We start from the raw sequence: 26,359 nt of genomic DNA, 5'->3' as shown, positions 1-26,359 counted from the left end.
GATCAACCGTCGCTCGTACGAGGGATTTTCGCAGCCCTCGTCCCTGTCGGTGCCCGGTGCCAGAATCGGCCCATGACGCAGGGATCAGAGCCCTTCACGCACTCCGGCCGGCACGCCGGCGACACCGTTCTCTCCCGCTTCGAACGCTGGGCCCGCGACACCCCGGGAGCCCAGGCCGTGGCCGCGGGCACGGAGAGCCTCACCTACGGACAGCTCGACGCACGCGCCAACCAGTCGGCCCGCCACCTGCTCGACTGCGGACTGCCCGAACGGGCCGTCGTCGCCGTGTGCTCCGCCCCGCGGGCCGAGCTCCTCGTCCTCCTCCTCGGCATCCTCAAGGCCGGCGCCGCCTACACCGTCATCGAGGTCGAGAACCCGCGCACCGGGCAGCGCCAGCTCGCCGCCGCCCGCCCCTTCGCCCTGGTCGCCGACGCCGCGGACCAGGCCCGCCTCGACGACGGCGGCGACCTGCGGGTGATCCACACCGGCGGGCAGCACGCGGTCGCCACCGCCGGGCTGTCCACCGACCCGCCGGACCGGGCACCTCTGGGGGACACGGCCGCCGTGCTGTTCACCGGGGGTCCCGACCGGCGGGCCGTACCGCTCTCCCACGAACGGCTCCTCGCCGCCCACGAAGGGTGGGCCCGCGTTGCGGGGCCGGTTCCCGAGGACCGGCACCTGATCACCGCCGCCCCGGACCTCACCGGCTTCGCCGCGGGATGGACGCGGGCCCTGTGCGAGGGAGGCGCCCTCGTCCTGCCCGAAGGCCCGCACTGGACCCCGGAGTCGCTGCGCCGCGCCGTCGACGCCGAGCGGGTCACCGTCCTGCACACTGATCCCGGCACCGCCACCCAGCTCCTCGTACGCGACCGGGAGGCCTCCCTTTCACGGACCCTGCACCGCCCCGACGAGGGGCTGCGGTCCCTGCGCATGGTCACGGTCGCCGGCGACCGCCTCTACCTCGACGAGCAGGCTGCCCTGCTCGCCCGGCTGCGGCCCGGCGCCCGGCTGCTCAACGTCTACGGGCCCACCGAAGCGGCGGGCATCGGCGCCCGCTTCGAACTCCCGCAGCTCGCAGCCCCCTTGGACGGGGCCGAGGAGCTCTCGCTGATCGGAACGGCCTTCCCCGGCTGCCGACTGGACGTACGGGACGGGGAGATCCACCTCACCGTGCCCGGCGGCGCCGAACCGATCCCGACCGGGGACCTCGGAGTGCTGCGCCCCGACGGACTGCTGGCGTTCCGCGGCCGGATCCGCGACCGGCTCACGGTGGAGGGCAAGGCCCTCGACCCGCATCCCGTCGAGTCCGCGATCCGCAGCCACGAAGCGGTCGGCTCCGCACTCCTGGCCGAGGTCGAGGGCGCCGGTACGGGCGTGAACGCGCGGCCGGTGCTCGTCGCCTTCCTCGCACCGGCCGCGGAGAACGACACCTGGCCCCCGGGCTCCGACCTCCCCGACGGCCGGGAGCTCCGGCGCCACCTGGCGGGCAGGCTCCCGGGGACCATGATGCCGGGCGCCGTGGTCCGGCTGCGCAGGATGCCCCGGGACAGGGCCGGCCGCGAGCAGCGGGCCGCGCTCCCGATGCCGCCGGGACGGGCCGGTGACGAGCGCGGCGGGGTCGATCGCAGCGGGGGCGGGAGCAAGTACGGCGGCAAGTACGGGCGAGGGGACTCGGGGCCCAATGTCGCCGGATGGGCCGGCCTCATCTTCTTCATGGCGGTCGGGCTGGTCCTGGTGGCGGGATTCACCATGATCCTGACCTTGATCTTCTGGCCCGGCTCCATGGACCTCACCGGCGTTCCGAACCCGTTCGCGACGCTCTTCTTCCTCCTCTACATGTGCGAATGCTGGGCGTTCGCGGCCGGTGTGTGGTTCCTGTTCGCCGGCCGGTCCCGGATGCGCCGCCACGGGCGCCGCGGCCCCCGCATCACCAAGGCCGCCCACCTGGCGATCGTCTACCTGCTGGCCGCCTGGTGGCCGCAGGACAACTTCTACCGGCTCGCGGCCAAGCAGGACTGGCCCCAACAGGCCGCGCTCGTCTACGCCTTCAACATCCCGCTGATGATCTGCGCCGGGATCGTGGCGGTCTACGTCTCCCGTCCGCCGCGCAGCGTCTTCGACGAGGAGGACGGGGACCCGGCGTCGGTCGCGGCACCGGTTCCGAGGCAGGCGTCGGCGCGGGCCCGGGACGGGTCCCGGGCCGACGATCCGGCCGGCTGAGCCTCGTCGGCCCGCTCGAACATCGCCCCGACGGACAGCGCCTCCGCCCGCACCACCCGCTCGGCCGCGTCCAGCAGTTCCCTGCCGGTCGCGGCCACCAGGGCGCCCATCCAGGGCGCCGGTTCGAAGGCTCCGGTGGGGATGGCGGGGAGGAACACCGCGCCCATCGAGGCACACCGGCGGGACAGCCGCTCGCACAGTTCGCCGAAGGCCGCCTCCGGCAGCCGGGCTCCCAGCTCCACCCGGTCGGCGATCCGTACGAAGTGCCCCGCGCCCCGCAGTTCGTCGAGCCGGGCCGCCACCACGAAGGCGACGGACGGCCCGGTCAGGCGCAGGTTCGTCTCCGTCGGGGCGAGCCGGCCCGCGCCGTCGGCGACGAAGTCCACGTCGAACCAGCCCCGGTAGCCCGCCGCCGACAGCTCGGTGCCCACCGCCCGGCCGAAGGCCAGCAGGGGTTCCTCCGCCCATCCGGGTACCACCCCCGGCCCCACCGTGGCCCCGCGGTACCCGCCGTCCGCCACGTCCATCACCGCCCCACCGACCTCGTGGACCCGGCCCCCCGCGTCCACGAACCCGTCGTACGTGAGGTCGCGCGGCTCGGCCGGATCCGCCGGACCGCGTACGTACTCCTCCACCAGCAGCGGCCCGCGCGGCAGGGTCCGGACCACCGCCCGGGCCCCGCCCGCGGCACGGACCCGCTCGGGGGTCAGCACCGTGGTGCCCGAGCCGCCGACGCCGTGCTCCGATTTGAGAACGGTGCTCTCGCCCGCCCTGGTCCGGGACGCCAGCAGCCGGACCGTGGCCCACCGGGTGTCCGCCCGCCACTGCGCGGGCAGCGTGATCGCGGGGTGCCCGCCCTCCGCGAGGATCCGCCCGAACAGTCCGTGCGCCGCCGACTTCGACTCGTACCGCAGCTCGTCCGGCCGCCAGGGCCGCCGCGCCAGCCGCGCGAAGGGGGCGGTCAGGCCCCACGGTACGAGGGGCGCCCCGGTCCCGGTCAGCCGCGCGGCCAGCGCCGGCCGGTCCCGTACGGCCTGCGACAGGCCCGGATCCCGCTCGGCGAGCCCGTCGTACACCTCCATCCCGGCGGGCCAGTCCAGTTGGCGCCCGAGCAGGGAGATCCAGCCCGGCGGCACCGGGCGCGGCAGCACCAGCGCGGCCGGCCGCGGACTGTAGAAGGCGGCCAGGCAGGCGTAGTGGTGGGCGGCCCGCTGCTCCCGGTCCAGGGAGGCGTCCGCGAACTGCGCGTTGTACTCGGCGACATTGCCCACGTGCACGGCCGCCCCGCCGCCCGTCCAGGCCCGCGCCCAGCCGGCCAGGGGCACGGGCGCCACCTCGAACCGCACCAGCCGGCCGTCGGCGTCCGGACCGGGCTCCGGCCCCGGCCCCGGCCCCGATTCCGATCCGGATCCGGATTCGGAGCTCGAAGCCACTGCCCCCATCGCCCGGTAGAAGCCGGCGGCGTGCGGATCGGCGTCGATCAGAAGGCGGCGGAAGCCGAGTCCGGCGGCGCGCCGCAGCACGTCCCGGTACAGCAGGCGCCCCACACCCGCGCCGATGGCGGCCGGTTCGACGAAGAGCAGCCCCAGCCGCCCGAACGGCGGCTCCCCGTCCAGGGAGGCGAGCCCGAGCACGACCGCAGGGCCTTCGCCGGACCGGGATCCGGCAGCCCCGGCCGCGCCCTCGGCGACCACGATCCGCCGCCGCACCTCGTCCCCGGGCCCGATCCGCAACTCCGGCGCGCACGCGGCGAGGAACTCCGCCCCGTACCCCCAGTGGGCCTTGGAACGCATGACCAGCCTCGTCAGCTCCGCGGCCTCCCCGGCCCGCGCGGCCCTGAGCTCTGCCATTTCCTGACCTCCCCATGGTCGGGTGCCATGCCGTGCGATAGATTCGGCCACCGCGACGACAGGCACGCGACGTACTTCCTACCCCACCTACCCCACCCCGGAGACGGCTTCCCAATGAGCGACATCATCAACGGACTTGGCCGCACCACCGCATTCGGCGGCGTCGGCCTGGTGCTGCTCATCCTCGGCATCGTCCTCGTGGACGTGCTGACCCCCGGCAAGCTGCCGAAGCAGATCTGGGAAGAGCGCAACCGCAACGCCGCCGTGATGCTGTCCTCGGCGCTGCTCGGCATCGGCGGCATCGTCTTCACCTCGATCTGGACCACGTACGACAGCTTCGGCAAGGGCCTGCTCTCCACGGCCGCGTTCGGCCTCCTCGGCCTGGTCCTGATGGCCGTGGCCTTCCTGGTGCTGGACCTGGTGACCCCGGGCAAGCTCGGCGCCATCGTGGTCGACCCCGAGCCGCACCCCGCGGTGTGGGTGACGGCCTCCTGCAACCTCGCGGTCGCCGCGATCGTCGCCGCGTCCATCGCCTGAGGCCTTCTGACGCTCACACCGAGATCGCACGAGAGCGCCGCTCCCCGAGGGGAGCGGCGCTCTCGTTTCGTACGGGTGCTCCGGCCGTGCTCTTACGCCAACCCCAGCGCGAACACCGCGAACCCGGCCGCCAGCAGGCCCGCCACGGTCCGGCGCACCGCCGTGGCCCTGGTCAGGCCCGTCGCAGGCCGCTCGAACCTGCGCGTGTACCGGGCGATGCCCACCAGCAGCGCCGCGAACACCGGCATCCACGCCAGCCGCGCCACGATCCACCCGATACTGTCCGGCGCCGTCGTCAGCCCGGCCAGCTCGCCCGCGAAGGACCCCGGCACGGCGGCCGCCAGCATCGCCGTCTGGTGCCAGCACAGGATCGTCATGGCGCACAGGTTGATCACGACCACCGGCGCCCACAGCATCGGCCGGGCCAGCAGCCGCGCCAGCCGGTCCCGCAGCAGGATCGCCGCGCCCGACTGGGCCGCGGCCAGGGCCAGTACCAGCAGCGACGGCGGATGCGAGTTGGTCCGGGCCTCGCCCGGCACGCCGACCATCGAGGCCGGGTAGTGGAAGACCATCAGCAGGGCCGCGAACAGCACGCTCCCGCCCACCAGCAGCAGCCATCCCCCGCGCCGCCCGATCCGGCCCTCGCCCCAGGCGATGCCGAGCTGGTACGCGAACAGCCAGCCCGGCAGGATGTTCACCAGTGCCACCCACCCGGGCACCGAGTCCGCGAAGGGCCCGTAGCGCAGGAAGTCCACCACGGCGACGGAGGCGAGCAGCGGGGCCGCCGCCCAGCCGCCTAGCCGGTGCGCGGCGCGCACGCAGTACGGGGTCAGCGCGGTGACCACCACGTACACCCCGACGAACCACAGCGGCTGGATCACCAGCTTCGCCCCGGTCCGCAGGGTGGCCTCGGGCACCCCGGCCGCGTACAGCACCGGCGCGGCCAGCGCCCACACCGCCGTGACCCCGAGCACCGGTCGCCCCAGCCGGGCGATCCGGCCCTTCAGCCAGGCTCCGGCCGATCCGGTGTGCCGCCGGAAGGAGAGCGCCGAGGCGTAGCCGCCGACCAGGAAGAAGACGCCGAGCATCTGCAGCACCCAACTGGCCGGGGCCAGGCCGCCGAAGGCGGAGAGGGGGCTCGCGTTGTGCAGGGCCCCGCCGGAGTCGAGGGTGAACCCGCCGAGCAGCCAGTGCCCGGTCGGCACGGCCAGCAGGGCCAGCGCCCGCAGCCCGTCGATCGCCCGGTCCCGGTGGCCGGGGGTCTTCGCGTCGATCCGGCCGGCGGCCGCCCGCACCTTGGTGAGGACGCCCTGCCTGCTTGCCGGACGCCCGGTCTCCAGCGTGCTCATCGGCCCGCTCCCGTCGCGATGGCGGCGAAGGCCTGCAGGGACCGGGTGCCGGGGGTGAAGTAGCCGGTGTGGCCCGCCACGTCGGCGGCGTCGATCCGGCGGGCGCCGAAGGCCGCCGAGGTGGGATCGGCTCCGTGGCCGAGCCCCGCGAACTCCACGTTGGGCACGTCGGAGATCCAGTCGGAGGGCCCGCGCGCCGCCCAGACCCGGGCCTCGGTGCGCAGTTCCGCGATGCTGTCGGCCCGCATGCCGGGGGAGCCGAAGGCGACGATGTCGGTGGCGTCCGTGTGCCGGGCCGCCAGCCCGCAGACCACCGAGCCGTAGCTGTGGCAGAACAGCACCGGGTCGGGCGCGCCGACCGCTCCGAGCCCCTCGGTGAACCGGGCGAGCCGGACCGCGCCCGCCTCCGCCAGCCGCCCGCGGGCCGTGTCCAGCCCCACCCCGACGGGTGTGGTGTAGCCGGTCCACGCGATGACGGCGGCCGTCTCCCCGGTCGCGGACCGCAGGGAGCGGGCCATGCCCGCCGGGCCGGTGTACGCGGCCCGGGGGCGGTCGTAGGTGGTGGCGTCGTTGTCCGAGCCCGGCACGATCACCGATACGTGCGCGGACCGCTCCAGGTCCCCGAACACCTCGGCGACGGTGCCCCGCCCCCGCGGGTCGAAGGCCAGGATCTGCCGGCCGGGCGCGGCCAGGGAGGCGAAGCGCGGCTCGCCGGTCGCGCGTACGGCCAGCCGGTTGGCCTCGTACCGCAGCGGGAGCGGAGCCCCGTCCAGATTCCCCACCACGAGCGGGTGGACCCGTACGAGCTCCCGTGCCCGGGGCGTGTCCAGCCCGGCGAAGAACCGCGCGACCTCGGCCGGCGTCGCCCGCTCCGGGTCCGGCAGCGGCCGCCCGGACACCGAGTCGGCCCGCCAGGCGGCGGTGCCCGGCGGCGGGCCGGTGACCGCCGTCTGGGCGTCCGCGGAGGCCCATCCCGCGGTGCCGGCGACGACGGCCGCCGCCAGTGCGGCCGTGACCAGTGTCCTTGCGAAGCGGCGCATGCCCCTTCTCCTCTCCTCGTGACGAGGAGGAAGGTAAGAAGGAGGTGGCGCACCGGGCGTCGCACCGTGGAGCCAAGTCGGATGTCATACCCCGGTAGGGGGTGGAGGAGACCGGCCGGTGAAGGAGGCCGGTGGGGGAGGCCGGTGGAGGGGGCCGGTGGGAGGCGGATCAGCCGCCGTCGCCCGGCCGCACCAGCCCCGCCTCGTAGGCGAAGATCACGGCCTGCGCCCGGTCCCGCAGGTCCAGCTTGCCCAGCACCCGCCCGATGTGGGTCTTGACCGTCTGTTCGGCGAGCACCAGATGGCCGGCGATCTCCTGGTTCGACAGCCCGCGCGCGATCAGCTCCAGCACCTCGGTCTCCCGCGGGGTCAGCCCGTTCAGCCGCAGCGCGGGATTGCGGCGCGGCGCGGGCCGCCGCTCGACGAAGTCCGCGATCAGGCGCCGGGTCACCGACGGAGCCAGCAGCGCCTCGCCCGAGGCGACCACCCGTACCGCGGCGATCAGGTCCGCCGGCGGGGCGTCCTTCAGCAGGAAGCCGGAGGCGCCCGCGCGCAGGGCCTCGTACACGTAGTCGTCGATGTCGAAGGTGGTCAGCATCAGCACCTTCGGCCGGTGCACCACCCCCGGCGGGGGATCGAGGAGCTCGCGGGCGGCGCTGAGGCCGTCCATCTCGGGCATCCTGACGTCCATCAGCACCACGTCGGGGTGGACGGTGCGGGAGACCTGGATCCCCTGGCGTCCGTCGGGCGCCTCGCCCACCACGTCGATGTCGGCCTGCGCCGACAACAGTGCGGCGAAACCCGCCCGCACCATGGCCTGGTCGTCGACGATGATCACGCGGATGGTCAACTTGGTTCCTCGGGAGCGGTGTTGATGGGCATGCGGGCGGCGACCCGGAAGCCGCCGTCGGGCAGCGGACCGGTGTCCAGCGTCCCGCCCGTCAACCGTACGCGCTCCCGCATCCCCACCAGCCCGTGCCCGGTGCCCGAGGTCTCCAGCGCCACCACCGCGTCCCGCGCGGGACCGTTGACCACCAGCACGAGGAGCTCCTCCTCGTCGAAGGTCACCGAGATGCGCGTCGTAGCCCCCGGCGCGTGCCGCACCACGTTGGCCAGCGCCTCCTGGACGATCCGGTACGCCGACAGGTCCACGGCCGGCGGAGCCGCCCCGGCCGCGCCCTTGGCCAGCGCCAACTCCACCGGCTGCCCGGCCCGTACGGTCGCCTCCACCAGCTGCTGCAACCGGCCGAGACCCGGCTGCGGGGTCCGGTCGGCGCCGTTCGCCTCGTCGCCGCGCAGCACCGTCAGCAGCCGCCGCATCTCGCCCAGCGATTCGCGCGCGCTCGACGCGATGGCGGCGAACTCCTCGCGTACCGGCTCCGCCATGCCGGGGAGCCGGTACGGCGCCGAATCCGCCTGCACCGTGATCACCGACATGTGGTGGGCCACCACGTCGTGCAACTCCCGCGCGATGCGGGCCCGTTCCTCCAGCAAGGTGCGGCGGGCGCGCTCGGCCTCGCTGATGCTCTCCTGCTCGGCGACCTTCTGGCGGGCGTCGCCGAGCCCGCGCAGTGCTCCCGTCAGCGCGAGCATCACCCCGGCCAGGACGAACAGCAGGGCGACCGTGTTGGTCACCCCGTCCGGTTCGAAGGCGGTCAGCAGTGCCCCCGTCACCCCGGTCACCAGCCACACCCCGACCAGGGTCCGGATGGACTCGCGCAGTCCCAGGCAGGCCATCAGCACCAGGTAGCCGATGATCACCATCGGGGTCCAGGGCCAGGCGTGCCCGGCGACCCCGTCGGCCTGGGTCAGTACCGCGGCCCCCACCGTGTCGGCGACGAGCACCAGGCCCCACGCGGTGCGCGGCCGGGTCACGGCGAGCAGCAGCGGCAGGGTCTGGGCCACGCCCAGTGCCCCGGCCCAGCCGCCGCCCGCCTTGTAGTCGTTGGTCAGCACCGCGATCGTCACCGGCAGCAGCGCCATCACGCACACCGCGGTCACGGCGTACGGCAGCAGCCGCTGCCAGGCCTCGGGCGCCTGCGCGAGCAGGGGCTCGGCCGCCCGGGCGGGCGTACGCAACGCCACCGCGAACTGCCCTCGCCGGGCGGGGGAGGCGGGGTCGCCTGCGGCGACGGGCGCGGACCGGGACGGCGATCCGGACCGTGAGCCGGCGGGGGAATCGGACGGGGACCCGGCGGGGGATCCGGGCCGGGAACCGGCCGGGGATCCCGACGGAGACCCATGCGGCGATCCGTCCGGGGACGGGGACCGGGATCCCGGCCGGGCTCGGAAGAGGGATCGGAATCGGGATCGGGCTCGCTCGCTCATGATCGGTCCAGCGTATGCGCCCTCGGCCCGCCCGAGCCGCGCCCGACGCCCACCGGCCGACCGGGCCGCCCGGCCCTGCCCCGGCCGCCACCCGTCCCGGGACCCAGCACAGGGTTCGGTACGGGTTCTGGCACCGGCACCGGTTCTGGCACCGGCACCGGGTCCGGCACCGGCACCGGGTCCGGTTCTGGCACCGGCACCGGGTCCGGCACCGGGTCCGGGTCCGGGTCCGGCACCGGCACTGGCACCGGCACCGGCACCGGGTCCGGCACCGGCACCGGGTCCGGCACCGGCACCGGCACCGGCACCGGCACGGAGTCCGGCAGCGGGTCCGGTCCTGGTACCGCCGCAGGGACGGTCACTGCGGGCCGCTCCGGTACCGCCTTCGGAGGGGCGGTGGAGCCGGGTAGGCCCGCGCGGCGGGCCAGGGCCTCGCGCAAGCGGGTGAGCCGGTCGATTTCCGCGTCGAGCACGGCGAGCCGGTGGCCGACGACCCCGCCGCCGGAGCCGCAGCTCGGCGGTGGGTCCGCCGCGAGCAGGTGGAGCCGGTCGGCCACGCCGCGCAGGTCCTCGACGGTGAACCCGTGGGCCAGCAGATCGCGGATGATCCGGATCCTGGCCGCGTCCCCGGGCCCGTACTCCCGCCGGCCGGAGGGGCTGCGGCCCTGCGGGGCGAGGAGCCCGCGCTGCTCGTGGAACCGCAGCGCCCTGGGCGTGGTCCCCGCTGCCGCCGCCGCGTCACCGATCCGCATCCCGTGCCACCCCCGTGTCCCCGCACCGTCGCACCGTCCCCGAACCGCCCGTTCGCGGCCCGGACTACCCCGGCAATTCCACCACCACCGCGCCGAAGTGCCGTCCTCCTGCCAACGCGCGCAACGCCTGCGGGGCGCGATCGATGCCCGGGATCCGCACATGAGGGAAGCGGATCTCCCCGGAGCGCAGCCAGGACCCGAAGCGCCCGGCCCACTCCTCCTCCACGCCCGGATGCTCCGTGCCGAGGTACCCGCGCACCGAGACGCCCCTGACGACCAGCCGGAACGAGTCGATCTCCACCGGGGCGACGCCCCCGGCCCGCCCCGGCGCCAACTGGCCCGAGAGCGCGCCGACCAGGGCGAAGCGGGCGCCCTGCCGGGCGGCGCCGAGGGCCGCGGAGAGCTGCTCGCCGCCCACCGTGTCCACGAGTACGTCGATCCCCTCGGGCGCCACCCCGGCGAGCTGCTCCGCGAAGGGCCGCCCGGTGCCCCGTAGCAGGACCGCGTCGTAACCCAGCTCCGCCACCAGCCGCTCGGCCTTCTCCGGGGAGCCGGTGGTGCCGATCACCCGGCCCGCGCCCAGCAGCCGCGCCGTCTGACCGGCCAGGGTCCCGACCGCGCCGGCCCCCCGGTGACCAGGACGGTGTCCCCGGGCCGCACCCCGGCGAGCCGGGTCAGCGCGCCGTACGGGGCCGAGCCCTGGGCGAGGTACGCCACCGGGTCGGGCAGGGTGCCGTCCAGCGGGGTGCAGTCGGCGGCGTCCACCAGGGCGTACTCCCGCCAGCCGAGCAGGTGCGAGACGAGCGTGCCCGGCCGCAGCGGGCTGTCGGCCGGGGCGGCCACCACCTCGCCGACGGCCGGCCCGAACAGCGTGTCACCGGCGTGCAGAGGGGGCAGCGGCAGCCCCTCGACGGCGCCGCCGATCAGGGTGACCAGCCCGGGGAACACCAGGAAGTGGCGGTTGCGCACGAGCACCCGGCCCGGACCGGGCTCCGGCACCGGTACCTCGACGACGGCGAAGTCCGCCCGCTCGGGCAGCCCTTCGGGGCGGGCGGCGAGCCGGATCTCGCGTGCGGTACGGGGCAGGTCCGTGGCCATCGGGGCTCCTCGGCAGGGCGCGGCCGGCGACGGCCCGGACGGCCGCCACCGGGCCGGGGCGGGTGGGTGCGCCGAAGCTAAACCCTGACCCGCGCGTCAGGGTCAAGCCCGATCGGGCCGCCGCACGCGCTCGGCATAGACTGCGCGCGGCTCGGAAGATCACTGAACGGCGGGAGCGGGTACGCATGGGCGGGGCTGCCGCGCTGGAGAAACTGATACCGGTCGCGCTGGCCTTCGGCGTCGGCGTGCTCCTCGCGCGCCGCAAGGTGGTCCCCGCCGAGGCCTCCAAGGCCTTCGCCGACTACGCCTTCCTCTTCGCGGTCCCCTGCTACCTGTTCGGCAACATCTACGCCGCGGACCTCTCCGCCCTCTTCGACTGGCGGGCCATCGGCGGCTACGCGGCCGCCGCCGCCCTCGCGGTCGCGGCCGTCGCCGCCGCCTCCGCGGCAGCCGGACTGCGCGACCCGCGGGCCGTGGCGCTGCGCGTGATGGCCGGGGTCCAGGTCAACACCGCCTACTTCGCCGTCCCCGTCTTCATCACCTTCTTCGGGACGGCGGCGCCGATCTTCCCGGTGCTGCTCTTCCAGGTCTGCGTCCTGTCGCTCGTCGTCATCGCCATCATGGAGCTGGGCCGGGCCGGCCCCGGCTCGGGCGGCCCGGCCCGGCGCCTGTCCCGCGCCGTCAGCGCCTCGCTCGTCACCCCGCTGGTCCTCGCCTGCAACGCCGGGATCCTGCTCAACCTGCTCTCCGTGCACGTCCCGGAGGTGATCCTCGACGGGGCCGCCTTCGTCGGGGACAGCGCCTCCCCGGTGGCCCTCTTCGCCCTCGGACTGCACCTCGGCGGCATCGGACTCGACGTCCGGGGCACCACCCGCGAGGAGTTGGCGCTCCTCGGCTTCAAGTGCGTGGCTTTCCCGCTGCTGGCGTGGGCGGTGTGCGGGGCACTGTTCGGGGTCCGGGGCGAGTGGCTCACGTACCTCGTGCTGATCGCCGCGATGCCGACGCCCCAGAACCTGTTCATCTTCGCCCAGCGCTACGACGTGGGCGTGAACCTCTCCGCCGCCGTCGTGATCAAGAGTTCCCTGGTCTCCCTCCTGCTGCTGCCGCTCTGGCTGCAGGCGGTGTCCGCGTGACCGCGCCGTCTCCGTGACCGCGGTGGCCTCCGTTCCCCGGGCGGACTCCGCTCGTTGAGCGGGTATGGAGCTCCCGTCGATCGCGGCGCCCGGCGTCGGTGAACAGGCCGACGCCGTGGCCGATGCCGCCTGCCACCTCTACGACACCCTCGCGCCGTGGGGCGCCGCCGCCCCCGGAGGGTGGAGCCGGGGCGCCGCCGAGGACGCCGCCGAGGCCATCGAGACGGCCGCGCACGCCCTCGCGTACGCCCATCCGCGTGCCGAGGTCATCCTCGGACCCGTGCACACCGCCCTCGCGGACCTGCGCCGGCAGCTCGGCCTCGCGCCTGCCGAGGCGCTGACCGCGGAAGGGCTGCCGGCGACCCCGCGCACGGTGGGCAACCCGCGCCGCACCCGCTGGGTGCGGGTGCTCACGCCACCCGCGCCCCGGCAAGAGCCTTCTCGTACAACTTCCTGACGTCGGCGCCGAAGTAGGAGCTGTAGGAGGTGTCGGGAGTGTCCCCGCCCGTCTTCCAGCCGCCGATCACCCCGACCACGTCGCCGGTCTCGGTCCGCTCGTCGAAGCCGGTCAGGAACGGGCCGCCGCTGGTGCCGCCCGGATAGCCGGTGCAGTCGATCCGCAGGAACGATCCCGGGATCCTCGGATCGGTGCTGGTGAACTTCGTCGTCCGGTTCACGCACAGCCGGGGCCGGGCGGCGGAGGCCGGATAGCCGATCAGGGAGACCTGCTTGTGCGCGTACGGGGCGCCGGTGACCAGCCGGTTCCCGCCGACCACGTCCTCCACGGGGTAGCCGTCGGCGTCCGGGCCGACCTGGGCGAAGGCCACGTCGAGGGCGGCGCCCTTGTCGGCGCCGAGCTCGCGGTAGCGCGGGTCGATCCACACCTTGGAGCGGCCGGCCGCATCGCGCAGGACCGGGAACATCCCGTACGGCTGGGGGTTCTGGGCCGTGTACTGCGGTACGAAGGCCACCTGGCGGGCGTCCGTCCCCAGCAGGCAGTGCGCCGCGCTGAGCACCAGATCGCGGCCGGGGGAGGCGACCACGCTCGCGGTGCAGAAGTACGCGCCGCCGCCCTTCATGACGAACATCCGGCCGACGACCGGGATGCCGTCGAAATCGCGGCCGGTCCCGTCCACCGCCGCCGGGGCGCCGCCGCGGCTGATCGGCACCGCGGACGCCATCCGGTCGGGAGTCCAGAACGACTCCGCCTCCCGGGCCGACCACCGGTCGGTCGCCGGGGCCTTGGCCGGGGCGGTGCCGGCCTCGGCCTCGGGCAGGGGCCCGCCGGGCAGCAGCAGGGCGGCCGTGGCCGCCGCCACCGTCAACGTACGTCGCATGTCCGTCTCCTTCTTCGGGGATGGGCAGGGAGGGCGAAGGGCTAGGGGCTGAAGAGATGAGAGGCAAGGGGCTGGGGGGGGCTATACGGCTTGGGGGAAGCGGAACAGCCGGTCCGGGTCGTAGCGGCGCCGGACCTCTTCGAGGCGGGCCAGGTTCGGCCCGTAGTAGGCCTCGCGCCAGCCGGTCAGTTGCGGGTCGGTGTAGTTCTGGTACGCGGCTCCGCTCGCCCAGGGCCGCAGGTCCTGCCAGAGCCCGTCCAGCCAGCCCTGGTGCCGGCCGACGTCGGCGGCCGGAGCCGCGCCGGGCCAGTAGACGAGGTACTGGGCGAGGAACCCGGCCGAGCGGTGCGCGAAGGCGGTGGCCCGCGCCGGGATCCGGTTGAGGGCCCCGCCGCAGACCCCGTCGAACTGCACCACGCCGAACCCGCCGCGCGGCACGCTCCCGGCGTAGCGCCGCAGGGCGGCCAGTACCGCCGAGGCGGCCGCTTCGGTGAGCCCGCCCGGGGCCCAGAAATCGGACCGGGCGGTGTAGGAGTCGCGGCCGAGCCGCCCCTGGGGATCGTGTCCCGGCAGGCTGCCCGGGAGCCGGCACGCGGCGGGGCTCCGGTCGAGGCAGCCCGCCATCGCCCGGACGGTGTCCCCGTAGCCGCGTACGACGGTCCCGCTCTCCCGGGGCGGGCCGCCCACCAGGTCGGACAGCCGGGTCAGCTCCCGCTCCAGCTCCGCGCGACCGCCGTCCAGGCAGAGCACCCGCAGGGCCGGGGCGCCGACCGGGCCGCCGTCGACGGTGAACTCCACCTGGCTCCAGAACGGATCGGGCAGCGCCTCCAGCCAGCGCTGCCAGCCGCGCAGGACGGCGGGGGAGTCGGCGGCGGACCAGCGCAGTTCCGCGAAGGCGCAGTCGGAGACCGGGTGGGTGCGGAAGCGGAACCCGGTGACCACCCCGAAGTTGCCGCCCCCGCCGCCGCGCAGGGCCCAGAACAGGTCGGGCTCCCGGTCGGCGGCGACCTCGCGGACCGTCCCGTCGGGGGTCACCAGGGTGACTTCGGTGAGCCGGTCGGAGGTGGCGCCCCAGGTGCGGGAGGAGAGGCCCAGCCCGCCGCCGAGGGTGAGACCGGCGATGCCGACGGAGGGGCACAGCCCCGTCGGGACGGCCAGGCCACGTGCGGCGAGGACGGCGTTCACCTCCCCGAGCCGGGCGCCCGCGCCGATCCGGACCCCGGTTCCGGGCTCCGTGGCCACCTCCGCCATGGCGCCGGTGTCGATGACGAGTCCGGCCTCGCGGGTGGACCAGCCCGCGTAGCCGTGGCCGCCGCCGCGCGGCACCACGGGGACGGCCGAGCGCCGGGCGAAGTCCAGACAGGCGGCCACGTCCCCGGGGTGCGCGGGGTAGGCCACCGCGCCCGGCCGGACCGTGTCGTAGCGGGGCTGGAACAGCTGCCGTGCCTCGTCGTAGTCCCGGTCGGCCGCCGTCACCACCCGCCCGTCGAGGCTCCGGGACAGCGCCCCGTAGTCCGGGTCCGCGCGGCGGGCCTTCGGGCGGGCCGTCGCGCCGATCGAGGCGAGGACGCCCGTGGCGGCTCCCGCGAGGACCTGGCGGCGGTGGAGGGTCATCCCTCCTTCCTGCCACCGCCTTGCCCGTTCGCCGCGAAGGCGGGCCCACGGGGACCGGCTTGCCCCCCGAACGGCCCACGCCCGAGTGGCGCGGGGCGGCCCGGAACGGCCGTCGGTCCAGTGGCGCGGGGCGTCCCGGTACGGCCGTCAGTCCGCCCGGCGGGCCAGCAGGAAGCCCTGCGGGGACTTCTCCGCGGCGTCCGGTTCCCGGACCAGGCGGGCCGTCTCGGTCAGGCCCGCTCCGGCCAGCAGTTCGCTGATCAGCTCGGGCGGGGTCCAGTACACGTCGAGGTCGACCGGGTGCCCGTACGCGTGTTCCAGCCGGAGTTGCCGGTCGCCGGCCTTGAACGCGATGAGCAGGTACCCGCCCGGGGCCAGCACCCGGGCGAACTCGGCGAACAGCGCGGGAAGCCCGGAGGGTGGCGTGTGCACCGTGGAGTACCAGGCCAGCACCCCGCCGAGGACCCCGTCGGCGATGTCCAGCGCGGCCATCGAGCCGACCTCGAACCGCAGCCCCGGATACGTCCGGCGGGCCACCGCCACCATCGCGGGGGACAGGTCGACTCCGAAGGCCCGTACCCCCAGGGCGTCGAGATGTGCCGTCACCCGGCCCGGGCCGCAGCCCAGGTCGGCGACCGCCCGGCCGGCGCCGGGCCCGTCCCCGCGCACGTACTCCGCGAAGGCGGCCAGCATGGCCCGGTCCAGTGGTTTGCCCTCCAGCTCCCCGGTCAGCAGCGCGGCGTAGTCGGCGGCGACGGCGTCGTAGGACGACCGGACGGAGTTGAGGTGCGAAGTCGATGCCATGCCCCCGGACAGTAGCCCGCCCGCGCCCCGAACTCAGCCCCCGGTCAGCGGATTGTCCAGCTCGGCCCACTGATCGCCCGGCGCCCCCGGGCTCAGCCGCATCAGCGTCAGCGCCTTGGTCGGCAGCGGCCCGGTCAGCAGCGCCCGGGTGTCCTCGGTGGACGGCAGCCCGGGCGCGGCCGAAGCCAGGTCCGCCGCGAGCGCGGCGGCCGACCCTGCCGTGGAGCCGAGCGCCCCCGCCACCAGCGACCCGAAGAGCTTGCGGCGCAGCAGGGCCACGTCGTCGGTGATCAGCCGCCCCGACAGCGCCGGTACCGCCAGGCCGTGCCGGGCGAGGCGGGCCGGGCTGATCCGGATGTCGGCGAGGTCGCGGTACACGAGCCGCTGCGGGGCCCCGTCGGCGTCCAGGACGACCAGCAGGTTCTGGCCGTGGGCCTCCAGGGCCACCCCGAGGTCCAGGACGCGCAGGCACACCGACAGTGCGAGGCGGGCGAAACCGGCCCGCCAGGCGTCGGAGCGCGCGTACGGGGTCAGTGCCAGGGCGGCCACGGGCAGGACGCGCTCGCCCGCGCCCCGGTCCGCGTACGCCTCGGGCGGCTCGCGGAGCACGGCGGCCAGGTCCGGGGTGCCGGCGGTGACGGCGCCCAGGGTGCGGGTGATGTGCAGGCGGCCGTCGAGCCGTTCCGACAGGCTCTGGGCGAAGGCGGAGACCGCGGCGGCCGTCTCGATGGAGTAGACGGAGATGTCCCGCACGGAGGAGGTGAGGCGGGTGCTGAGGGCGGTCTTGACGTGCGGCCCGCCGTCCGCCGGAGCGAGGGTGCGCAGGGCCATCAACGGGTGCGCGGCGGGCCCGGGCCGCACCTCGTGCCCGTTCTCCTGCTTCACCACGTGCCCGGCCTGCCAGGGATGGACCGGTACGAGGATCCGCCCGGCCTCCCGCCACCGGTCCGGCCACTCCCCGGTCACCCGGCACTCGGAGGCCCGTACGGCCGCCAGCCCGAGGGTGACCACGGGCCGGTGCTCGGGTGCGTACGCGAGCTGCTCGGCCACCGTGAAACCGGGGCGGGAGCGGCAGTTGGGGTGGTACGGATGGCCGTCCACCACCCGCTGCTCCCACTCCCAGGCGGCGAGGTCCTCGGCGTCCGGGCCGGCCGGCTGACCGGCGCGGGACAGGGCGAGGGAGGCCGTGCTCTCGTCGAGCTCGGCGGCGAACTCCTCCCCGTACGACAGCCCGAGCGCCGCCACCAGCAGGGAGGCCCGCCGGTAGGGGCGGCCGTCGAGCAGCAGCTCGGTCACGGGGGGCGCGCTCGCGCGGACCGCGGAGAAGGTCGTCGCGTACGGGTCGGGGTGGGGGCCCTCCAGCCGGGAGCCCGAGGAGAGCCGGAGCGCGAGGGCGCCGGAACCCCGCTCCCGGTGGGTGATCCACGGCAGCGGCTCGAAGGCGAACGCCCGCCACAGCCGGGTGAGCACGGCGGCGCGCGCGCCGGGGAGGGCGGCGGCGTACGCGGACCCGAGGCCGTCGGGGCGCGCGCCGAGCGGTCCGAGCGGTCCGAGCGGTCCGAGCGGTCCGAGCGCGCCGACCGGTCCGACCGGTCCGAGCGCGCCGACCGGTCCGGCAGGTCCAGCGGGTCCGACCGGTCCGGTGGGGGCGATTTCGGACAGCCCGGCGAGTTCGGCGGCTACGGCCTCTTCGGCCGCGGTGGCGGGTAGGTGCATGCTGGAATCCAGGGCCCCGGTCCTCTCGGATGACGTGATGATCACTTCATCATCGCGGATACTGAAGATCACGGCCGGTGGTACGCCCCGCGCACCTCCGGCGCTCCGGATGGACCGAATGGAATCCGTGGACCTCAACGCCACCGACAACGCCGCCGACACCTATGCTGCGGCCCCGCTCCTGAACTGCCTCCTGCGGGAGGCCGCCGAACCGGTCCCGCTCGCCGGAGCCGGGGGAGCAGGGAGAGCCGGGGGAGCCGGGGGAGCAGGGGGGTCCGCAGGTTCCGCGGGGGACGGCTGGTGCGCGTACCGGCTGTCGGGCAGCGGGCGGCTGTTGCGGGTGCGTGCCGGGCGCAGGCCCGAGCGGCCCGAGGTGGGCACCGGGGCCGGCTGGCATCCGCTGTCCCACACCGAGCTGGTCAAACTCGTCTCCGACGAGCTGCGCCAGTACACCGGGGTGTCCAACGACGAGCTCCCGGTCGAGATCGCCGACAGCCGCGAGACCATCGCCGCACTGCTCGCCGCCCGCGCGGTCACGCCGCCGCCGACGGACGCGTACGTGCTCTCCGAACAGTCCCTGGTCATGGGGCACCCCCACCACCCGGCCCCCAAGGCCCGGGGCGGCGGTCCGGCCAACGGCTGGCTGCCGTACGCCCCCGAGGCGTACGCCCGCTTCCCGCTGGCCTTCCTGGGCGTGCGCGAGGACCAGGTGGCGGAAGAGGGCGGGCCGGCCGCGGCGGCCGCCGTCGACTCGCTCGCGGAGGCGCTCGGCGGGCCGCGCCCGCCGGCCGGCTACCGGCTGCTGCCCGCCCACCCCTGGCAGCTCGACCTGGTCGCGGGCAGGCCCGCCGTCCGCGAGGCCCTCGCGGACGGGACGCTGCTGTCGCTGGGCACCGGGCGGGTGCCGGTCTGGCCGACCGCCTCGATCCGGACCCTGTACGTTCCCGGCGGCGCGGGGACGGGGACGGGGCCGGGGGGCGGCATGGGGAGCGGGACGGCGAGCCGGGCGGCCGGTGATCTGTTCGTGAAGTTCAGCCTCGACGTGCGGATCACCAACGACGTGCGCCGGCTGTGGCGGCACGACCTGCTCAAACTGCGCCGCACGGACGCGGCGGTCGAGGCGGGCTTCGCGGAGCTGCGCCGGTCCGGGTCGGTCGCGGCCTGGCTGCCCGACCGGGGGTACCGGACGGCCGCCTTCGCCTTCGAGGAGCTCGCCGTACTCGTCCGCGACGGCCTCGCGGCGCACGCGGAGCCCGGCGTCACCCCCTTGCTGGCGGCCGCACTGGCGGAGGGGTTCCCGGGCAGCCCGCTGGCGGGAACGGCCGACCCCGCCGCGTGGTGGCGGGCGTACCTGCGCCAGGTGGTGCCGCCCGTGCTGCACCTCTTCGCCCGGCACGGCGTGGTCCTCGAAGCGCACCTCCAGAACACCCTGGTCGGCGTCGACGCCCGGGGCATGCCCGCGCAGGCCCTCTTCCGGGACGCGGAGGGCGTCAAACTCCTCCCGGACCTGGACCGGGACGCCGCCTGGCAGCGCCTCGTCTACTGCCTGGTGGTCAACCACCTGACCGAGGTGGCGGGCGCGCTCGCGGAGAGCCACCCGGAGGCGTCCGGGGAGCTGTGGCCCGCCGCCCGCGCGGAGTTCCGGCGCTACGGCGCCGCCCACGACCTGCCCGAGGTCGCTGAGCTGCTGGCCGCCCCCAGCCTCCCGGCCAAGACCAACCTGCTGCTGCGCTGGACCCGCGCGGACGGTGCCGACTCCCGCTACCTGCCGCTTCCCAATCCGCTGCGGCCCTGAGGGAGCGTGTGGTTCCGGCCAATCAGGGTCCGGATACCGGATCCCCCCTCACCGACAGGTATAGACCAATGCTACGTTGGTCGAGCAGACCGCGCAGTCCTTGACCTCCCGTCAGAGGAGAAGCCATGCCCTCCCCTTCGCGGGGCGGCGGCCCGGCCGCCATGCCCAAGTACCAGCGGATCGCCGCAGCGTTGCGGCGCGAGCTCGACCTCACCGCACTGACCCCCGGCGCCAAGCTGCCCTCCGAACGCAGCCTCGCGGCCCGCTACGAGGTCAACCGGCAGACCATCCGGGCCGCCCTCCAGTACCTGAGGGAGGACGGCCTCGTCGTCACCGGGCGCCGTGGCACCCGGCCGGCGTTCCCGGTGCCGCCGCAGCGTCCCCCGGCCGGTCGTCCGGCCCCGGGCTCCGCCAGTGCCGCGGCTTCCGCCTCCACCCCGGCCTCCGCACCGGCGGCCGAGGCGGCCCCCGCACCGACGCCCTCGGGGGTCCAGGCCCAGGCGTGGCTGACCCTCGTCACCCTGGCTCCGGCGCTCGCCGAGCAACTCGGCATGCGCGGCGGGGAGCAGACCCTGGTGCACCACCACCGCGAAAGCGGCCCGACGGGCCAGACCCGGCGGGACGCGGTGACGTACCTCTGTCCCCGCACCGTCATGCGGACCCCCGAACTGTCGCGCTACCGGGACCGCTTGGTGGCGGGCGTCCGCGACGAGGACCTGGGTCCCCTGCACCACTGGCTGGAGGGGGCCGCGCGGGCCGGCCGGGTCGCCGAGACCATCACCATGACCCGGACCAACTCGCCCCAGGCCGCCACCCCGGCCGGCGGCCTCACCGTACGCCGCACCCTGCACGACGCCGCCGGGCGGCTGCTCGCCGTCACCGACCTCGCCTTCCCCACCTGGGACCGGCTGACCTTCGACCGGTCCCCGGCCGCGATCGGCTTCCGGGTGACGTAGCACACGCGTGTCGTGGGCGAGCCGGATGTGGAGGTTCACCGGGACCACCGTGTGGTGCGGGACGCGAGCAAGGGGTGAGCGCTGCTTCGCCTCGACGATTTCGTGGAACAGGCGGCGTCGGGTTCCGCGTCTCAGCTCCCCAGGATCCACCGAACGGCCGCGGTGACTCCCAGCACCAGGGGTGGGGCGAGCCACCACCGCCCCATGGCGGGGCGGATCGAGGGAAGGAGGGTGATCAGCAGGCCGAGGGCGCTCGCCACGATGGCGAGGAGGCAGGACAGCTGGATGCCGGCGGTGGCCTCGTCGTCCCAGGTGCCGGACGGCCGGATGGTGAGAGCGGTGTACAGGAACCAGCCGGCGATCGCGTAGACGAGTGCGAGCGGGACGGCCAGGACCCGTTTCAGGCAGCCGTCGTCCGATGGCGTCCGGTCCGGGCCGGAGTGAGGGGGCATCAGCCGAGTGCTCCCCTCGCGTCGTCGAGATCGCGGGCGAAGCCGCGGCCGTACGCCTGGGCGTCGTCGCCCTGCCAGTACGGGCCGCCGTTGTAGCGGGCTGCCAGCTCCTGGTACTGGGCGGGAGTCATCTCCTGCGCGGGTACGTCGGCGAATTCGCTCTCCGCCTTCAGCTGGGCCAGGTATCCCGCGGCGATGAAGATGTTCTGCCCGGGGTCCTGGAGGGCTTCCTCCACCACGGACCTCTGCTGTTCCGTGAGATGGTCCAGGTCGTACCCGAGTACCTCCGCCCCTCGCCGCACCTGGATGGCGACGGGGCTGAGTCCCCAGGGGGCGTCGGCCTGCTCGCGGATGGTGTCCGTGATGTCGTCGACGTCCATGGTCGGTTCGGCGAGGAAGTCCAGGGTGCCCGTGGTCGCCCGCATGTCCTCCCACTGGCGCATGGGCTCGGCTTCCCGTGCGTCGCGGGTGACGGCGGTGCCCTTGGTGCCGATCAGGGAGGCCAGGGCCTGTTCGTTCGCCTTGCCGTTCGCGTAGTACCGCTCGGCGGTCTCCAACGCCCACGCGTAGCTGCGCAGGGCGCCGGCGGCCCGCCCGTAGCCCGCGGCCATGCCCGCCATCAGCTCGCGCACCTCGGCGAGGCGGGTTTCGTAGTGAACGCTGCCCTCGCTGTGCCATTGCGTACGCTTCTGCGCGCGCTCGGCGGGCTCGTCCACCGCGACCAGCATGTCGTGGAGGCGCTTGAACTCATCGGCGTTCCGCTCGACGAGCGCAGGATTGCAGCCCTCCAGGAAGCGGACCTCGGCGCGGTAGGTCAGGCCGTCCGTCATCTCGCCCCCGGGTCGACGAACTGACCGTAGCGCAGCACGTCGTCGAGGAACCGGCGGGCGTTCTCGTCGTCGACCGCGGCGAATCCGGAGCCGGCCGTCCTCAGGCGCGTGGCGAGCGCCGCGACGAGCCCGATCGTGTCCTGGAACTGGTCGTCGGCGAACCGGCCTTCGCCCGGGCCCATTCGTCATCGAACGACACGATCCCCCCGGGTTGTGTTCGCAATTCTGTGCGATTGGCCGGCCCGTCACGTGCTCGTGTGCACGTCCCCTGTGGTGGTGGAGGTGATGACCGCCCGGCGGCCGAGGTCGCCCGGCGGGATCCCCGGGTGGTGGCCTCCCGGCCGGCCCGCCCCCGGGGACACCCCGAGGGCCAGGCGGGAGACGATCCGGTAGCGGTCGCCCCGGTACACGGAGTGCACGTACTCCACGGGCCGGCCGGTGGAGTCGGTGGTGAGCCGCTCGATGAGCAGGGCGGGGGAGAGCAGCGGGACGTCGAGCAGGCCCGCCTCCCCCTCGTTGACCACCGTCGGCTCGATGGACTGCTGCGCCTCGTGGACGTACACGCCGTGGTGGTCGCGCAGATGCTCGTAGAGGTCCCCGGCCTCCAGTTCCGCCGGGGTCAGGGCCGGCACCAGATCGGCCGGGATGTGCAGGTGCTCGATGGCCATCGGAGCCCCGTCCACCAGGCGCAGCCGGGCGATGTAGAGCAGGCTCGCGCCGGGGGAGATGCGCAGGCGGCGGCCGATCCGGGCGCCCGCCTGGACGGTGGAGTGCTCCAGGATCCGGCTGGACCAGTGGCCGGCGGCCTGTCGCATCGCGAAGGCCGCCTCGTCGGCGGCCAGTTCCTGGGTGATCTTGGCGGGCGCGACGAACATCCCGCGGCCGTGCTCGCGTACGAGCAGCCCCGTGGCCACGAGCTCGTCCACCGCCGCGCGCAGGGTGGGGCGGGAGACCTCCAGGGTGGCGCACAGGGTGCGCTCGGAGGGGATCGCGTCGCCGGGCCGCCGGATGTCGATGAGCCCCAGCAGGTGCTCGCGGACCCGTTCGCGCTTGAGTACGGATCCCGACGAGTCGGTTGCGTCCTTCGTCATGGCCCGCCCCCACTTCCCTCTGCTCACCTGTCCAACTGGTCATGTGCATCTAACCATTCGGGGACGGGGGATGCGAGGAGTCCGTCGAAATCTATCGGCCCGTACGGGGTTGACGGCGCACTCGGGGCGTGTCACCTTCTAGCCACTCAGCTAACCAATTGGTCAGTTGGTCAACTCGACTCCTCCTCGGATGAGTTGACGGGGTTGACGCAACAGCCAGGTGAGGAATCTCCGAGACCGTGACCGACGCCGCCGCTTCCCTCCACCCCGACCTCGGGCTCGTCCCGCGCCCCGACTCGGTCACCGCCCTGCCCGGCCGGTTCGCCCTGGACCACCGCACCGGACTGCGCGCCGGCCCCGGCGCCGAGGCGGCGGCCGATCTGCTGCGCGAACTGCTCACCCCCGCCACCGGGTTGCCGCTGGCACCGGACCCCGAAGGGCGGATCACCTTCCTCCTGACCCCGGGGGACCCGGCCCCCGGGGGCCTCGGGGAGGAGCCGCTCGGCGCCGAGGGGTACGTCCTCACCGTCCGCCCCGACTCCGTCCTGCTGCGCGCCGCACGCCCCGAGGGGCTGCTCCACGGGGTCCAGACCCTGCGCCAGCTGCTGCCCCCCGAAGCGCTGGCCGCCGGGGCGACGACGGCCGGGGCGGCGATGACCGGGGCGGCGATAGCCGGGGCGCCGGCCGCCGGGGGCGCGCAGCCCCGTACGCCCGCCGCCGGCTGGTCGCTGCCCTGCGTACGGATCATCGACCGGCCGCGGTTCGCCTGGCGCGGGGCTCTGCTGGACGTGGCCCGTCACTTCCAGCCCGTGGCCTACGTACGCCGCTTCGTGGACCTGCTCGCGCTGCACAAGCTCAACGTCCTGCACCTCCACCTCACCGACGACCAGGGCTGGCGGATGCCGGTCGCGGCCTACCCCCGGCTCACCGAGACCGGCGGCCGCCGCGCCGAGACCGCGGGGGACGGGATCCCGCACGAGGGCGCCTACACCCGCGCGGAACTGACCGGGCTCGTCGCCTACGCGGCCCGGCGCGGGGTCAGCGTCGTACCCGAGATCGAGATGCCCGGCCACGCCCGCGCCGCCCTCGCCGCCTACCCCGAACTCGGCAACCGGCCCGACGTCCGGCTGGACACGTGGACCCGATGGGGCGTCTGCGAGAACGTCTTCGGGGTCCACGACGCCGTCCTCGACTTCTGCCGGGGCGTACTGGACGAGGTCGCGGACGTGTTCCCCGGGCCCTACGTGCACCTCGGCGGCGACGAATGCCCCCGCACGGAATGGGAGGCCTCCCCGGCCGCTCGCGCCCGGATCGCCGCCGAGGGGCTGGCCGGGCCGGGCGCCCTCCACGGCTGGTTCCTCGGCGAGGTCGCGGCGCACCTGGCCGGGCTCGGCCGCCGCCCGCTCGGCTGGACCGGCACCGGCACCGAACTGCCCGCCCCCTTCACGGCCCTGGCCTGGCTCGACGCGGACCACGGGCGGGCCGCCGCACTGCGCGGCCACGACGTGATCATGACCCCCTACCGCTCCACCTACCTCGACTACCCGCAGTCCGCCGACCCCGGCGAACCGCGCGGCCAGGACGGCGGCGTGCTCGACCTGCGCGGCGTCTACGACAACGACCCGGCCCCCGCGCACTGGGAGCCCGAGGCCGCGCGCCGCGTCCTCGGCACCCAGGCGCAGCTGTGGACCGAGTACGCGCGCACCCCGGCCGAGCTCGAATACCTGGCCTTCCCGCGGCTGTGCGCCCTGGCCGACACCGCCTGGTCGGCGCACCGCGACTGGCCGGACTTCCTGCGCCGCCAAGGCCACCACCAGACCCGGCTCGCCGCCCTCGGCGTGCGCGGCCGATCCCTTCCCTCCCCCCACCCCGAGAGGAACGCAGTATGAGCACCCCGAGCCACAGCCCGAGCCACGCCCCGACGCACACCCCGACCCACGCCCCGGGCCGCACCCTCGCCCGCAAGCGCCGTACGGCCGTGGCCCTGGCCATCGCCCTGACCGCCGGTCTCGGCTCGGCCGCGCTGACGGCCCTGCCCGCCAACGCCGCGGCCGACTCCGTCAAGGTCCAGTACCGCACCAGTGCGACCGGGGCCACCGCCGACCAGGTGGAGCCCTGGTTCAAGGTGGTCAACGACGGCTCCAGCAGTGTCGCCCTGAGCCAGGTCACCTTCCGCTACTACTTCAAGGCCGACGGCCCGGACACCCAGTACCGGTACGCCTGTTCGTGGGCGGTCAAGGGCTGCGCCAACATCACCGGCACCTTCCACACCATGGCCACCCCGACGGCCACCGCCGACCGCTACCTGGAGATCGCCTTCACCGGCGGCGCCGGCAGCCTCGCTCCGGGAGCCGACACGGGCGACATGCAACTGCGCTTCCACCGCGCCGACTGGCAGACGCTGCGCCAGTCCGACGACTACTCCTTCGACGGATCCCGCACGGCGTACGCCGACTGGGACAAGGTGACCGCCAAGCTGGGCACCGGCACCGTCTGGGGCACCGCACCCGGCGGCAACGTCCCGGACCCGACGCCGACGCCGACCGACCCCACTCCCACGCCCACCCCGACCGACCCGGGACCGGCCGGAGCCACCCTCTTCGACGATTTCACCTACACCTCCTCCTCCGACCCGGCGATAGGGGCCCACGGCTGGAGCGTGCGCTCCAACGCGGGAGGCCCCGGGGTCCCCGGCGCCACCTGGGCTCCGGAGAACGTCACCTTCGCGGCCGAGGGCGGCAACACCATCATGAACCTGGAGACCTCGACGGCCGGCACCGGCGAGAGCACCAAGCACACCGAGATCCTCACCAAGACGATGAAGTTCAAGAACGGCACCTACGCGGCGCGGGTGAAGTTCTCCGACGCCCCGAAGTACGGTCCGGACGGGGACCACCTCGTGCAGACCTTCTTCCCCATCAACGACCTCAAGGCCCCGATGGCCGACGACTACGCCGAGTACGACTTCGAGTACCTCCCCAACGGCGGCTGGGGCGAGCCCTCGAACATCCTCTACACCACGTCCTGGGAGACGTACCAGGCCGACCCGTGGGTGGCCGTCAACCAGCACACCGAGTCCCGGCAGAGCTACGCGGGCTGGCACGACCTGGTGCTCACCATCGACAACAACGCCATCACCTACTACGTCGACGGCCAGGTCTTCGGTACGCACGACGCCAAGTACCTGCCCGAGCGGGGCATGTCGATCAACTTCAACCAGTGGCTGATCGACCTCAACGGGCAGCCGGGCTCGACCCCGCGCGCCTACGACCAGAAGGTCGACTACGTCCTGCACGTCAAGGACCAGGTCCTCACCCCGGCCCAGGTCGCCGCCAAGGTCGGCGGCTACCGCACCGCGGGCACGGCGTTCGTGGACACCGTCCCCAACGGCTGATCCGGTCACCGGGAACGGCGGCGCGCTCCGGGTTCCTCAGCCCCGGAGCGCGCCGTCCGTTCC

General features: G+C 74.8%; 21 protein-coding genes and 2 pseudogenes. 8 read left to right on the top strand and 15 right to left on the bottom strand.

Annotated elements, in window-relative coordinates; genetic code table 11:
- Positions 1-72 precede the first annotated feature (72 nt).
- A pseudogene (locus tag OG898_RS30930) lies at positions 73-1,167 on the top strand (AMP-binding protein); the annotation flags it as partial.
- A 920-nt stretch (positions 1,168-2,087) separates the two neighbouring features.
- Here the strand turns inward: OG898_RS30930 and OG898_RS30925 are convergent.
- Positions 2,088-4,070, bottom strand: coding sequence for a GNAT family N-acetyltransferase (locus OG898_RS30925; RefSeq protein WP_266961416.1), 1,983 nt, complete (start codon positions 4,068-4,070; stop codon positions 2,088-2,090).
- A gap of 114 nt (positions 4,071-4,184) precedes the next feature.
- Between OG898_RS30925 and OG898_RS30920 the strand changes: the two genes are divergently transcribed.
- The gene (locus OG898_RS30920; protein WP_250741629.1) at positions 4,185-4,607 is read left to right on the top strand and encodes a DUF350 domain-containing protein; all 423 of its coding nucleotides are present in this window, start codon (positions 4,185-4,187) and stop codon (positions 4,605-4,607) included.
- A gap of 92 nt (positions 4,608-4,699) precedes the next feature.
- Here the strand turns inward: OG898_RS30920 and OG898_RS30915 are convergent, their stop codons facing one another.
- The 6 genes and pseudogenes from OG898_RS30915 to OG898_RS30890 all read right to left on the bottom strand — a co-directional run bounded on the left by OG898_RS30915 (position 4,700) and on the right by OG898_RS30890 (position 11,174).
- Entirely contained in the window at positions 4,700-5,956 is a 1,257-nt protein-coding gene (locus tag OG898_RS30915; protein ID WP_250741628.1) for an acyltransferase, read from the bottom strand.
- On the bottom strand, positions 5,953-6,996 hold the full coding sequence (locus OG898_RS30910; protein ID WP_266961413.1) for an alpha/beta hydrolase: 1,044 nt from the start codon (positions 6,994-6,996) through the stop codon (positions 5,953-5,955). The genes OG898_RS30915 and OG898_RS30910 overlap by 4 nt, the downstream gene beginning before the upstream one ends.
- A gap of 169 nt (positions 6,997-7,165) precedes the next feature.
- A complete protein-coding gene (locus tag OG898_RS30905) occupies positions 7,166-7,846 on the bottom strand; it encodes a response regulator transcription factor (protein WP_250741626.1) in 681 nt (226 codons plus the stop codon).
- Positions 7,843-9,081 (bottom strand): sensor histidine kinase, encoded by a 1,239-nt coding sequence (locus tag OG898_RS30900; RefSeq protein WP_250741625.1) that lies wholly within the window; start codon positions 9,079-9,081, stop codon positions 7,843-7,845. Before OG898_RS30900 ends, OG898_RS30905 begins: the two co-directional genes overlap by 4 nt.
- Positions 9,082-9,320: 239 nt before the next feature.
- Positions 9,321-10,076 (bottom strand): MerR family transcriptional regulator, encoded by a 756-nt coding sequence (locus tag OG898_RS36355; RefSeq protein WP_323184985.1) that lies wholly within the window; start codon positions 10,074-10,076, stop codon positions 9,321-9,323.
- A gap of 64 nt (positions 10,077-10,140) precedes the next feature.
- Positions 10,141-11,174, bottom strand: a pseudogene (locus tag OG898_RS30890) (NADP-dependent oxidoreductase).
- Between the two features lie 185 nt (positions 11,175-11,359).
- Between OG898_RS30890 and OG898_RS30885 the strand changes: the two are divergent.
- On the top strand, positions 11,360-12,307 hold the full coding sequence (locus OG898_RS30885) for an AEC family transporter (protein WP_266961410.1): 948 nt from the start codon (positions 11,360-11,362) through the stop codon (positions 12,305-12,307).
- 64 nt (positions 12,308-12,371) lie between these two features.
- Positions 12,372-12,764 (top strand): hypothetical protein, encoded by a 393-nt coding sequence (locus tag OG898_RS30880; protein WP_250741622.1) that lies wholly within the window; start codon positions 12,372-12,374, stop codon positions 12,762-12,764.
- Here OG898_RS30880 and OG898_RS30875 read toward each other — a convergent pair.
- The 4 genes from OG898_RS30875 to OG898_RS30860 all read right to left on the bottom strand — a co-directional run bounded on the left by OG898_RS30875 (position 12,718) and on the right by OG898_RS30860 (position 17,778).
- Complete coding sequence (locus OG898_RS30875; RefSeq protein WP_266961407.1) at positions 12,718-13,644, bottom strand: serine protease; 927 nt, start codon at positions 13,642-13,644, stop codon at positions 12,718-12,720. The two genes, OG898_RS30880 and OG898_RS30875, sit on opposite strands and share 47 nt — an antisense overlap.
- Before the next feature lie 81 nt (positions 13,645-13,725).
- Positions 13,726-15,258: an FAD-binding oxidoreductase gene (locus tag OG898_RS30870; RefSeq protein ID WP_266961405.1), complete on the bottom strand. Its 1,533-nt coding sequence runs from the start codon at positions 15,256-15,258 to the stop codon at positions 13,726-13,728.
- 147 nt (positions 15,259-15,405) lie between these two features.
- Positions 15,406-16,062, bottom strand: a complete 657-nt coding sequence (locus OG898_RS30865; RefSeq protein ID WP_250741619.1) for a class I SAM-dependent methyltransferase — start codon at positions 16,060-16,062, stop codon at positions 15,406-15,408.
- Between the two features lie 33 nt (positions 16,063-16,095).
- Positions 16,096-17,778: an IucA/IucC family protein gene (locus OG898_RS30860; RefSeq protein ID WP_266961403.1), complete on the bottom strand. Its 1,683-nt coding sequence runs from the start codon at positions 17,776-17,778 to the stop codon at positions 16,096-16,098.
- Positions 17,779-17,887: 109 nt separating this feature from the next.
- Here OG898_RS30860 and OG898_RS30855 point away from each other — a divergent pair, with 109 nt between their 5' ends.
- Together OG898_RS30855 and OG898_RS30850 are read left to right on the top strand one after the other, a co-directional pair.
- A complete protein-coding gene (locus tag OG898_RS30855; protein WP_266961401.1) occupies positions 17,888-19,573 on the top strand; it encodes an IucA/IucC family siderophore biosynthesis protein in 1,686 nt (561 codons plus the stop codon).
- Positions 19,574-19,698: 125 nt separating this feature from the next.
- Positions 19,699-20,529, top strand: coding sequence for a GntR family transcriptional regulator (locus tag OG898_RS30850; protein ID WP_266961399.1), 831 nt, complete (start codon positions 19,699-19,701; stop codon positions 20,527-20,529).
- 131 nt (positions 20,530-20,660) lie between these two features.
- Here the strand turns inward: OG898_RS30850 and OG898_RS30845 are convergent, their stop codons facing one another.
- The 4 genes from OG898_RS30845 to OG898_RS30830 form a co-directional block, all read right to left on the bottom strand.
- The gene (locus tag OG898_RS30845; protein WP_266961397.1) at positions 20,661-20,981 is read right to left on the bottom strand and encodes a hypothetical protein; all 321 of its coding nucleotides are present in this window, start codon (positions 20,979-20,981) and stop codon (positions 20,661-20,663) included.
- Entirely contained in the window at positions 20,981-21,811 is an 831-nt protein-coding gene (locus OG898_RS30840) for a hypothetical protein (RefSeq protein WP_266961395.1), read from the bottom strand. The genes OG898_RS30845 and OG898_RS30840 overlap by 1 nt, the downstream gene beginning before the upstream one ends.
- A complete protein-coding gene (locus OG898_RS30835) occupies positions 21,808-21,993 on the bottom strand; it encodes a hypothetical protein (protein ID WP_250741613.1) in 186 nt (61 codons plus the stop codon). Before OG898_RS30835 ends, OG898_RS30840 begins: the two co-directional genes overlap by 4 nt.
- A 63-nt stretch (positions 21,994-22,056) precedes the next feature.
- A complete protein-coding gene (locus tag OG898_RS30830; protein ID WP_250741612.1) occupies positions 22,057-22,902 on the bottom strand; it encodes a GntR family transcriptional regulator in 846 nt (281 codons plus the stop codon).
- Positions 22,903-23,141: 239 nt separating this feature from the next.
- Here OG898_RS30830 and OG898_RS30825 point away from each other — a divergent pair, with 239 nt between their 5' ends.
- Both OG898_RS30825 and OG898_RS30820 read left to right on the top strand, forming a co-directional pair.
- Positions 23,142-24,791: a beta-N-acetylhexosaminidase gene (locus tag OG898_RS30825; RefSeq protein WP_266961392.1), complete on the top strand. Its 1,650-nt coding sequence runs from the start codon at positions 23,142-23,144 to the stop codon at positions 24,789-24,791.
- Positions 24,788-26,296 (top strand): cellulose binding domain-containing protein, encoded by a 1,509-nt coding sequence (locus tag OG898_RS30820; RefSeq protein WP_266961390.1) that lies wholly within the window; start codon positions 24,788-24,790, stop codon positions 26,294-26,296. Before OG898_RS30825 ends, OG898_RS30820 begins: the two co-directional genes overlap by 4 nt.
- The last annotated feature ends 63 nt before the right edge of the window (positions 26,297-26,359 follow it).

It is taken from the genome of Streptomyces sp. NBC_00193, from assembly GCF_026342735.1.
Lineage (GTDB): Bacteria > Actinomycetota > Actinomycetes > Streptomycetales > Streptomycetaceae > Streptomyces > Streptomyces stoeckheimensis.
This window is presented reverse-complemented; position numbering and strand designations above follow the sequence as displayed.